4 protein-coding genes are annotated in these 2,071 nt (G+C 73.2%); all 4 read right to left on the reverse strand.

Annotated elements, in window-relative coordinates; genetic code table 11:
- Positions 1-217: 217 nt before the first annotated feature.
- The 4 genes from rplI to rpsF all read right to left on the reverse strand — a co-directional run bounded on the left by rplI (position 218) and on the right by rpsF (position 1,807).
- On the reverse strand, positions 218-673 hold the full coding sequence (gene rplI, locus ACI8AC_RS25165; RefSeq protein WP_456900591.1) for a 50S ribosomal protein L9: 456 nt from the start codon (positions 671-673) through the stop codon (positions 218-220).
- 2 nt (positions 674-675) lie between these two features.
- Positions 676-912 (reverse strand): 30S ribosomal protein S18, encoded by a 237-nt coding sequence (gene rpsR, locus ACI8AC_RS25170; protein ID WP_456900592.1) that lies wholly within the window; start codon positions 910-912, stop codon positions 676-678.
- A 119-nt stretch (positions 913-1,031) separates the two neighbouring features.
- The gene (locus ACI8AC_RS25175) at positions 1,032-1,517 is read right to left on the reverse strand and encodes a single-stranded DNA-binding protein (protein WP_456900593.1); all 486 of its coding nucleotides are present in this window, start codon (positions 1,515-1,517) and stop codon (positions 1,032-1,034) included.
- A 2-nt stretch (positions 1,518-1,519) separates the two neighbouring features.
- The gene (gene rpsF, locus ACI8AC_RS25180) at positions 1,520-1,807 is read right to left on the reverse strand and encodes a 30S ribosomal protein S6 (protein WP_456900594.1); all 288 of its coding nucleotides are present in this window, start codon (positions 1,805-1,807) and stop codon (positions 1,520-1,522) included.
- Between the last annotated feature and the right edge of the window lie 264 nt (positions 1,808-2,071).

Here is a 2,071-nt window from a genome sequence, read left to right on the forward strand (position 1 = left end):
TTTCTCGGGGGTGGGGGGCTCAGGGCGGTGGGGCGGTACGGGGGGTGGGGGGGGGGGACCGCGGGCCGCCGCGGGGGCCGCCGCCCCCCGGCCCCCCCCCCCTCGCGAGCGCTGTGATCCCCTCCCGCCCCACCGCGAACCGTGCGCGGCGGGGGCAGGAGTCGCCCCGTCCCGGGGCTCACCCCTCGCGTGCGAGAGGTGAGGAGGACGGGTCCTCTCAGCCGGCGACGACCTCGATCGCCAGCTGGGCGGTGACCTCCGGGTGCACCCGCACGGTGACGGTGTGCTGGCCGGTGGTCTTGATGCTGCTCGGCAGCTCGATGCGGCGGCGGTCCAGCTCCGGGCCCCCGGCCGCGGTGACGGCGTTGGCGACGTCGGCGGTGGTCACCCGGCCGAACAGCCGCCCACCCTGGCCGGCCCGCGCCGGCACCCGCACGGTCAGCCCCGAGAGGCGGCCGGCCACGGCCTGCGCCTCGTCGAGCGAGCGCACGTCCCGCGCCGCACGCGCCCGGCGCAGCGACTCGACCTGCTTCTCGGCACCGCGCGTGGCGACGATGGCCAGGCCGCGGGGCAGGAGGTAGTTGCGGGCGTAGCCGCCCTTGACCTCCACCGTGTCACCGGAGGACCCGAGACCGGTGACCTCCTGCGTCAGGATCAGCTTCTGGGTGCTCATGGTCAGCGCGCCGTCGAGGTGTAGGGCAGCAGGGCCATCTCACGGCTGTTCTTCACGGCCGTGGCGACGTCCCGCTGGTGCTGGCTGCAGTTGCCGCTCACGCGGCGGGCACGGATCTTGCCGCGGTCGGAGATGAACTTCCGCAGCAGGGTCGTGTCCTTGTAGTCGATGTAGGTCGCCTTGTCCTTGCAGAACTGGCAGACCTTCTTCTTGGGCTTGCGGATCGGGGGCTTGGCCACCGGGGTCCTCCAGGGAGAAGAGGTTCAGTACGAACGAAGTGGCCCCGCGCGAGGGGCGAGGGGCGGCCCCGTCCAGAGGCTCACCCGAGCGTGCGAGGGGTGAGGAGGACGGGGTCCTGTCAGAAGGGAGGCTCGTCGGACGACGACGCAGGGGTCGACCACGGGTCGCTGGACCCGCCGCCCCCGAAGCCGCCGCCACCGCCGCCGCCGCCGAAGCCGCCCCCGCCGCCGCCGTCACCGCGGGAGGCCTTGGTGACCTTCGCGGTGGCGTAGCGGAGCGAGGGGCCGATCTCGTCGACCTCCAGCTCGACGACGGTGCGCTTCTCGCCTTCCTTCGTCTCGAACGACCGCTGCTTGAGCCGGCCGGAGACGATCACCCGCGAACCGCGGGTCAGCGACTCGGCGACGTTCTCCGCCGCCTGCCGCCACACGTTGCAGCGCAGGAAGAGCGCCTCGCCGTCCTTCCACTCCTGCGACTGGCGGTCGAAGGTCCGCGGCGTCGAGGCGACGGTGAAGTTGGCGACCGCGGCACCGGAGGGCGTGAAGCGCAGCTCCGGGTCCGACGTCAGGTTGCCGATGACGGTGATGACGGTCTCGCCGGCCATGCTCAGTGGACCTCGGGCCGGAGCAGCTTCGTGCGCAGGACCGACTCGTTGAGGTTGAGCTGACGGTCCAGCTCGGCCACCGCGGCCGGGGTGGCCTGGATGTCGACGACGGCGTAGATGCCCTCGATCTGCTTCTTGATCTCGTAGGCCAGCCGGCGACGGCCCCAGATCTCGGTCTTCACGGTGCCACCGGAGTTGGTGACCACGGTGAGGAACCGGTCGAGGGAGGGCGCGATCGTGCGCTCCTCCAGGTCGGGGTCGAGGATGACCATCAGTTCGTAGTGACGCACGGAGAACCCCACCTCCTCTGGTCTGGGCGGCTGCAGTCGGTCTGCAGCAGGAGGGTCGTACACGCGTCGCGCGCCCCGTCCGGCGGACTGCCGGCGGAACGCGCTCTGGTCAGCGTACCAGCGCCGGCCGGCCCGACGGCCCCGCCGCGAGCACGCGAGCGGCGGGGGGCCAGGGGTGAGCAGGACCGCGGCCCCCTCGCAGGGCCCCGCCGCGAGCACGCGAGCGGCGGGGGGCCAGGGGTGAGCAGGACCGCGGCCCCCTCG

This window comes from Geodermatophilus sp. SYSU D00758, assembly GCF_054049955.1.

What these genes read in the sequence shown, in the direction of transcription:
- rplI (WP_456900591.1), bottom strand. Translation starts at nt 673, where the DNA reads ATGAGCACCCAGAAGCTGATCCTGACGCAGGAGGTCACCGGTCTCGGG.
- ACI8AC_RS25175 (WP_456900593.1), bottom strand. Translation starts at nt 1,517, where the DNA reads ATGGCCGGCGAGACCGTCATCACCGTCATCGGCAACCTGACGTCGGAC.